The organism is Pseudoalteromonas sp. XI10 (genome assembly GCF_001469895.1).
GTDB lineage: Bacteria > Pseudomonadota > Gammaproteobacteria > Enterobacterales > Alteromonadaceae > Pseudoalteromonas.
This window is the reverse complement of record NZ_LOPY01000002.1, coordinates 1-403: the sequence shown is the minus strand read 5'-3', so window position 1 is coordinate 403 and position 403 is coordinate 1. Positions and strand designations below refer to the sequence as shown.

Genomic DNA, 403 nt, shown 5'->3' with positions numbered 1-403 from the left:
CAAATAGACAAAGGCGTCATCAAATAGTGCTAAATACCCCGTATCTCGCGATTTGCTTAACTCTACACGATAAACTAAGCTCACTGTTCCCGCAGGAATAATTGCGCTTGTCTCTCGTCTTTGCCATGCGTAATTAGGCGTACCTGATTGATTTAACTCAATTGGTAACCCTATTACCTCTCCTTCACTATCCTTAAAGGTCAATAAGATACGACTATACTGCTCTTCAGTGCCTGCCGTAGCATGCCAACCACCAAACACAACTTTCATTTCATTCGCCGCTAAGGCTGCCTGCGTGGCATCGTTATTTGCGAACCCAAGTTCTGATAATGCTAATGTTTGCTCTGCATAACCTGACTGTGCACTATAAGAGTATGATGTCGCCAGCATCTGCTCTGTAATA

The 403-nt window shown here is 43.7% G+C and carries 1 protein-coding gene; it reads right to left on the bottom strand.

The window, feature by feature from the left end; all coding sequences use genetic code 11:
* Positions 1–390, bottom strand: a 390-nt coding sequence (locus AUR67_RS21085; RefSeq protein WP_161936916.1) for a hypothetical protein, incomplete at its 3' end; no start/stop codon positions are given.
* Between the last annotated feature and the right edge of the window lie 13 nt (positions 391–403).